Here is a 6,862-nt window from a genome sequence, read left to right as displayed (position 1 = left end):
GGCGGACTCACACAGGTGAGTCCGCCGCCACCGTATGCAGGCACCGGCTACTCGGAACCCTAAGGACCCCAGGTTGCGTTTTCTCCTACGAAAGATCGGGTTTTACGCCATCGCCCTGTGGGCGGCCGTAACCCTCAACTTCCTCCTGCCCCGGCTGCTGCCGGGCAACCCCGTTGACATCATGGTCTCCCGCCTGGCCACGCACGGTCAGGTCAGCCCCGCCACGCGGCAGGCGATCGAGGCCCTGCTGGGCGCCGACACCGGTGCGAGCATGTGGGATCAGTACGTGCAGTACCTGGGCCAGCTGCTGCGCGGCGACCTCGGCGTATCCGTGGCCTACTTCCCGACCCCGGTCGGGCAGGTCATCGGTCAGACGCTCCCCTGGACGATCGGGCTCGTCGGGCTGGCGACCATCATCTCCTTCCTGCTCGGCATCGTGCTGGGTACGGCCGCCGGCTGGAAGCGCGGACACCTCTTGGACAACATCATCCCCGGGCTGACCATGCTGCAGTCGGTGCCCTACTTCTGGCTCGCACTGATTCTGCTGTTCCTGTTCTCCTCCACCTGGCGGATCTTCCCGATCCACGGCGGCTACGACGTGTACGGCACCGTGGTCGGACTCAACTGGCCGTTCATCAAGTCGGTCGTCTACTACGGAATCCTGCCGGCGATCACCATCGTCATCTCCTCGGTGGGCGGCTGGACGCTGGGCATGCGCAACATGATGGTGTCCACCATGAGTGAGGACTACATCCTCACCGCGGAGGCCAAGGGCCTCACACCCCGCCGCATCCGCACCTGGTATGCGGCCCGCAACGCCGTCCTGCCATCCATCTCGGGCTTCGCCATCTCCCTGGGATTCGTGGTCGCCGGCTCGCTGGTCACCGAGCAGGTCTTCTCCTACCCCGGCATCGGCACCGCCCTGTACCAGGCAGTGAACAACAACGACTACGCCCTCATGCAGGGGATCTTCCTGGTGATCACCCTGTCCGTGCTGGGCGCCAACCTGATCGTCGACCTGCTGTACGGCGTCATCGACCCGCGCACGCGCGCCCGCGGCTGAAGGAGGCTCCACCATGTCCACGCAAACCTCTACCGCGGCCGGCAGCAGGCCCGCCCGCAGGAGCGGCAGCCGTTTCCGCCTCCGCGTCACCCCCAAGCTCGTCGTCGGCACCACGATCGTCGTGCTCACCATCCTGTTCGGGCTCGTCGGACCGCTCGTGGTCGGCAACCCCTCGACCGTGCGCAACCTCGGCATGACGGCGCCTTCCGGCGAGTTCCCGCTGGGCACCACGCAGACCGGGCAGGACGTACTCGCTCAACTCACCTACGCCACCCGCGGATCGCTACTGATCGGGCTGATCGTCGGCAGCCTCACGCTGCTGCTGTCCGCGTTCTTCGGAGTCGTGGGCGCCTTCATCGGCGGCATCGTGGATGACCTGTTCTCCCTGTTCACCAACATCATGCTGGTGATCCCCGGGCTCCCGCTGGTCATCATCATCTCCAGCTACGTGCCCAAGAAGAGCATCTGGCTGGTGGCCTTCATCCTCTCGCTGACCAGCTGGGCGGGGTCCGCGCGGGTGCTGCGCGGCGTCACCCTATCGGTGCGCAATCGCGACTACGTGCTGGCGTCCCGCGTGAGCGGGGAGAAGACCTGGCGGATCCTGACCATAGAGATCCTGCCCAACCTGATCCCGCTGCTGGCCTCCCAGGTGGTCGGCGCGGTCATCGCCGGCATCCTCGGCGAGGCCGGGCTGTCCTTCCTCGGCCTGGGCGCTTCGGGCTCCTTCACCTGGGGCACGATGCTGTTCTACGCCCAGAACGGACTGGCGCTCAGGCTCGGCGCCTGGTGGTGGTTCGTGCCGCCGGGCCTCATGCTCGCGCTCTTCGGCGCGGCACTGTCGATGATCAACTACTCGATCGACGAGACCATCAACCCGAAGCTGCGGGCGGCCACGGACGCGAAGAAACGCCGTCGTGCACGCAAACGCTCCGAGTCCGCCCGCAACCGCACCCCCCAGAAGGTCGCCGCATGAGCCCCCGAACCACAATCGACGGCACCGTCCGGCCCGCCGGCCGCTCCCCCCGGCCCGCCGTCCTCGATATTGAACACATGTCGATCGACTACGACGTCGACCCACCCGTACATGCCGTCAAGGACGTGTCCCTGACCCTGCACCGCGGTGAGATTCTGGGCCTGGCGGGGGAGTCCGGCTGCGGAAAATCAACGCTCGCCTACGGCGTGGTCCAACTGCTCAAGGACCCGGCCCGCCGCGTGAGCGGCTCCGCGGTCTTCCACTCCCGCGAGGGCTACGACATCGACCTGACCGCCCTGACGGGCGCCGACCTGCGGGCCGTGCGCTGGGACAAGATCGCCATGGTCTTCCAGGGGGCGATGAACTCCCTGAACCCGGTGCTCAAGGTCAAGACCCAGCTGGGCGACGTGCTGACCACCCACCGTCCGGAGATGAGCAAGCAGCAGCGGCTGGAGCGCAGCGGCGAACTCCTGGAGAGTGTGGGCGTGGACCGCAATCGCCTGGACGCCTACCCCCACGAGCTGTCCGGCGGCATGCGGCAGCGCGTCATGATCGCCATGGCGCTCGCCCTCGAGCCGCAGATCCTGATCATGGACGAGCCCACCACCGCGCTCGACGTCGTCGTCCAGCGGGAGATCCTCCAGGAGATCTCGCGGCTGCGGGAGGAGCTCGGCTTCGCGGTCATTTTCATCACCCACGATCTGCCGCTGCTGCTGGAGATCTCCGACCGCATCGCCGTCATGCGCGACGGCGTGGTCATCGAGCTCGACGACGCCATCGAGCTGTACACCCACCCCAAGGAGGAGTACACCAAGCAGCTGCTCAGCTCCTTCCCGTCGCTGACCGGCGAGCGTGGCGCGTTCGTCCGCACCCGCCGCACCCACGTTAAGGAGCAGTCATGACCGTCCTTGAAGCGCGGAACCTCGTCAAGGAGTACACGCTCCGCAACGGGCTGCACACCTCCACCCTGCGCGCGGTGGATGACGTCTCATTCCGGCTGGTGCCGGGGAAGACCATTGCGCTGGTCGGACAGTCCGGCTCCGGCAAGTCCACCATCGCCAAGCTCCTGCTGCAGCTCGAGTCGCCCACCAGCGGCGAGATCCTGCTCGACGGCGAGCCCGTCAGCCGCCGCGGCCGGGGACTGGCGCGCTACCGCAGCACCGTGCAGATGGTCTTCCAGGACCCCTTCGCCTCCCTGAACCCCTACCACACGATCGGCCACCACTTGGCGCGTCCGGTCCGGCTCCACAATCCGCACCTGGGCAAGGATGCGGTACGCGAGCGGGTGCTGGAGCTGCTGCGCCGCGTGCGACTGGATCCGGCCGACGACTACGCCGATCGCAAGCCGCATGAACTGTCCGGCGGCCAGCGCCAGCGCGTGGCCATAGCCCGTGCCCTGGCCCCCGACCCGGGCATCCTCATCGCCGATGAACCGGTGTCCATGCTGGACGTGTCGATCCGCCTGGGGGTGCTCAACCTGCTGGCCGAGCTGCAGCAGGACAACGACCTCGGCGTCCTGTACATCACTCACGACCTGGCCACCGCCCGCCACTTCTCCGACGAGATCATGGTGCTCTACCACGGTGACGTCGTAGAACGCGGGCCGGCAGACACGGTGATCCTCCACCCGAACCACGAGTACACCAAGCGACTCCTGGCCGCCGCCCCCGACCCGGAGCGCCGCCTGGCCCAGCTGCGCCGTCAGCAGGGGGCGAACCAGTGACGCCCCCGGCAAACCCGGGCCCCCAGCGGTGGCTGTTCACCGGCGACTCGATCACCGAGTGGGGGCGCATCGATAAGCGCGACCCGCACGACCTGGGACACAACTACGTGCAGCTCCTGGCCGAGGAACACCTGGCCGGGCGCACGGTCCTGAACACCGGCATCGGTGGGGACCGCCTGGTGGACCTGGCGGAGCGTTGGCAGCGAGACGTTATCGATCTGGCCCCCGACGTGCTCAGCGTCTACATCGGCATCAACGACACCTGGCGACGCTATGACGAGGGCATCGTCTCTCCCATTCCCGACTTCGAACGGCGGCTGCGGGAACTGCTCGCTCCATTCGCCGCCGCCGGCACGCCGCTGGTCCTGGTCTCCCCCTTCGTGCTGCCCTACACCGGGGAGGACCGCAGCTGGCAGGAGGACCTGAACCCGCGGGTGCGGGCGATCGCACGGATCGCCCAGGAGCTCGACGCCGTGTACGTGCCGCTGCAAGAACCCATGACGGCGCTCGCGGCCCAAATCGGTGATGCCGCCGTCGCTGCCGACGGCGTCCACCCCACGCCCGCCGGCCACCGCGCCATTGCCGACGCCTGGTGGCAGGCCTGGCGGGCCGCCGGCATGGACGCCCCGGAATCATCCGCACACTGACCACTCAGGAAAGACCACCCATGATCACCACGACCACGCTGAACTCCGGCTGGCGACTGAGCCATCTGGCTGGCGCCGTCCCGGAGGAGACCCGGATCCCCGAGACGGTGCCGGCAACCGTCCCCGGCTGCGTACACACCGACCTGTTGGACGCCGGCCTCATCCCCGACCCGCTGGACGCCGACAACGAGGAGCGCCTGGCCTGGATGTGGCGCTGCGACTGGCGCTACGAACTGCGCTTCGACGCCGCACCGGCCGCGCCCGGTGAGCATGTCGAGCTGGTATTCGAGGGCCTGGACACGATCGCCACGGTCACCCTCAACGACGTCGAGCTGGGCCGCACCGACAACCAGTTCCGGCGGTACCGGTTCGACGTCGGCCACCTGCTGCAGGCCGGTGAGAACCGCCTGGTGGTCGACTTCACCTCCGCGCTCAACGTGGCCGAGGAGCGCGAGCGCCTCCACGGCGAGTACCCGTTCGTCAACGCCCACCCCTTCCCCATGGTCCGCAAGAGCGCCTGCTCCTTCGGCTGGGACTGGGGGCCGGTGACGATCACCGCCGGCATCTGGCAACCGGTGCGCCTGGAGCGGTGGCGCGGGACCCGGGTCCGCGGCGTGCGCCTGGGGGTGGACCTGGAGGGGAGTGTGGGCGTCGCCCGGCTGGTCGCCGAAGTCGAGCGGGACCCGGACGCGCCGGCCGCGTCCCTGGCCTACGCCGTCGCGGGAACCACCGTGGAGGCAATGGCCGAAGCCCCCGGCATCAGCGAGGTCGTGCTCGAGGCGCGCGTGGCCGACGCCGACGTGTGGTGGCCGCGCGGCTATGGTGACCAGCCCCTGTACGAGTCGACGTTGCACCTGGACGGGGAACCCGTCTGGTCCCGTCGCGTCGGTTTCCGGCACATGGAGGTGGATCTGACGCCCGATGAGGTCGGGACGCCGCTGCGGCTCAAGGTCAACGGAGAGCTGGTGCTGGCCAAGGGGGTCAACTGGATCCCCGACGACGTCTTCCCCACCCGCATCACCCGTGCCCGCTACCGGCGCGCCCTGGCGGACGCGGTGGAGGCCAACTGCAACACCGTGCGTGTGTGGGGCGGCGGCATCTACGAGTCCGAGGACTTCTACGACGCCGCCGATGAGTTCGGGCTGCTGGTGTGGCAGGACTTCATGTTCGCCTGCGCCGCCTACAGCGAGGATGCCTGGCTGAGGGACAACGTCATCGCCGAGGCCCGCCAGGCGGTGGCCCGGCTGGGTGGACGCGCGTGCCTGGCACTGTGGTGCGGCAGCAACGAGAACGAGACGGCCTTCCAGGACTGGGGTTGGAAGGAGCGCCTGCGGGGCCGTGCCTGGGGGCAGGGATACTACCGGGAGATTCTCCCGGCGGTCGTCGCCGAGCTGGACCCGACCACTCCCTACATCCCCTCCAGCCCGTTCAGCCCGGATCCCGAGGCCGAGGCGAACAACCGCACCGACGGCGACACGCACGTATGGGACGTGTGGAACGAGCTCGATTACCTGCACTATGCGGACCAGACGCCGCGCTTCGCCTCCGAGTTCGGCTTCGGCGGGCCCATGGCCTACTCCACCCTCACCGCCGCGGTGCACGATGAGCCGCTGAACGTGAGCGGTGCGCAACTGGCCGTGCACCAGAAGGCCGAGGACGGCTTCACCAAGCTGCGCCGCGGGCTGGAGGCCCACTTCCCCGAGCCGGTCGACTTCCGCCACTGGCACTGGGCCACTCAGCTCAACCAGGCGCGCGCCCTCGACTTCGGGGTGCGCCACTTCCGCTCGCTCCAGCCGCACTGCACGGGATCGCTGATCTGGCAGCTCAACGACTGCTGGCCCGTCATCTCCTGGGCCGTGGTCGACTCCGCCGGGGTGCGCAAGCCCGCCTGGTACGCGTTGCGCCACGCCCAGCAGAACCGCATGCTGTGCCTGGAGCCCGCCGAGGGCGGCCGGGTCCGGCTGGCGGCGGTCAACGACCTGGCCGAGCCTTGGGCCGCGCACGTCAGGATTGGATACGGCACGCGCCACGGGCTGGAGGTCGCGTGGGAGGAGCGCCGAATCGAGGTCGCGCCCCGCGCTGCCGCCGCGGTCGAGCTGGCCCTGCCGGAGGACCCGGATGGCTTCCTCATGGCCGAGGCCGACGACGCCCGCCGCGTCGTCTGGTTCGTGTCCACCGACCGCGAGGCCGGCCTGCCCGAATTCGACGCGGACGTGAAGGTGGCCCGGATTGCGGGCGGTTACCGGCTCGACGTGACCGCGCGAGTGCTGTTGCGGGACGTGGCGGTAACCGCCGATGCCGAACGGCCCGGCGCCGTCGTCGACGACATGCTCACCACCCTGCTGCCCGGCGAGCAGGCCTCATTCACTGTCCTGACCGACGGCGAACCGACAGACCCGCAGGTGCTGGCCACCTGGCCGGTGCTGCGCAGCGCCAATCATTTGGCGGGCTGACCG

General features: G+C 68.8%; 6 protein-coding genes. All 6 read left to right on the top strand.

All coding sequences use genetic code 11. From position 1 onward, the window contains the following. Positions 1 to 73: 73 nt before the first annotated feature. Genes DRB06_RS07470 through DRB06_RS07445 form a run of 6 tightly spaced genes read left to right on the top strand, consistent with a single transcriptional unit; the run spans position 74 to position 6,859 of the window. Positions 74 to 1,063: an ABC transporter permease gene (locus DRB06_RS07470; protein ID WP_073331185.1), complete on the top strand. Its 990-nt coding sequence runs from the start codon at positions 74 to 76 to the stop codon at positions 1,061 to 1,063. 13 nt (positions 1,064 to 1,076) lie between these two features. Then, the gene (locus DRB06_RS07465) at positions 1,077 to 2,036 is read left to right on the top strand and encodes an ABC transporter permease (RefSeq protein ID WP_111819558.1); all 960 of its coding nucleotides are present in this window, start codon (positions 1,077 to 1,079) and stop codon (positions 2,034 to 2,036) included. Further along, positions 2,033 to 2,938, top strand: coding sequence for an ABC transporter ATP-binding protein (locus DRB06_RS07460; RefSeq protein WP_111819557.1), 906 nt, complete (start codon positions 2,033 to 2,035; stop codon positions 2,936 to 2,938). The genes DRB06_RS07465 and DRB06_RS07460 overlap by 4 nt, the downstream gene beginning before the upstream one ends. Next, positions 2,935 to 3,759: an ABC transporter ATP-binding protein gene (locus tag DRB06_RS07455; RefSeq protein ID WP_111819556.1), complete on the top strand. Its 825-nt coding sequence runs from the start codon at positions 2,935 to 2,937 to the stop codon at positions 3,757 to 3,759. The genes DRB06_RS07460 and DRB06_RS07455 overlap by 4 nt, the downstream gene beginning before the upstream one ends. Beyond that, on the top strand, positions 3,756 to 4,406 hold the full coding sequence (locus DRB06_RS07450; protein WP_111819555.1) for an SGNH/GDSL hydrolase family protein: 651 nt from the start codon (positions 3,756 to 3,758) through the stop codon (positions 4,404 to 4,406). Before DRB06_RS07455 ends, DRB06_RS07450 begins: the two co-directional genes overlap by 4 nt. 20 nt (positions 4,407 to 4,426) lie before the next feature. Then, positions 4,427 to 6,859: a glycoside hydrolase family 2 protein gene (locus tag DRB06_RS07445; protein ID WP_220092993.1), complete on the top strand. Its 2,433-nt coding sequence runs from the start codon at positions 4,427 to 4,429 to the stop codon at positions 6,857 to 6,859. The last annotated feature ends 3 nt before the right edge of the window (positions 6,860 to 6,862 follow it).

It is taken from the genome of Actinomyces sp. Z5, from assembly GCF_003287795.1.
GTDB lineage: Bacteria > Actinomycetota > Actinomycetes > Actinomycetales > Actinomycetaceae > Actinomyces > Actinomyces glycerinitolerans.
Note: the sequence above shows the minus strand (reverse complement) of the source record. Positions and strands in the feature narration are given on the sequence as shown.

Excerpts from the sequence above, each read along its gene's own strand:
- DRB06_RS07445 (WP_220092993.1), top strand. The coding sequence starts at position 4,427 with ATGATCACCACGACCACGCTGAACTCCGGCTGGCGACTGAGCCATCTG.
- DRB06_RS07455 (WP_111819556.1), top strand. The coding sequence starts at position 2,935 with ATGACCGTCCTTGAAGCGCGGAACCTCGTCAAGGAGTACACGCTCCGC.
- DRB06_RS07460 (WP_111819557.1), top strand. The coding sequence starts at position 2,033 with ATGAGCCCCCGAACCACAATCGACGGCACCGTCCGGCCCGCCGGCCGC.
- DRB06_RS07465 (WP_111819558.1), top strand. The coding sequence starts at position 1,077 with ATGTCCACGCAAACCTCTACCGCGGCCGGCAGCAGGCCCGCCCGCAGG.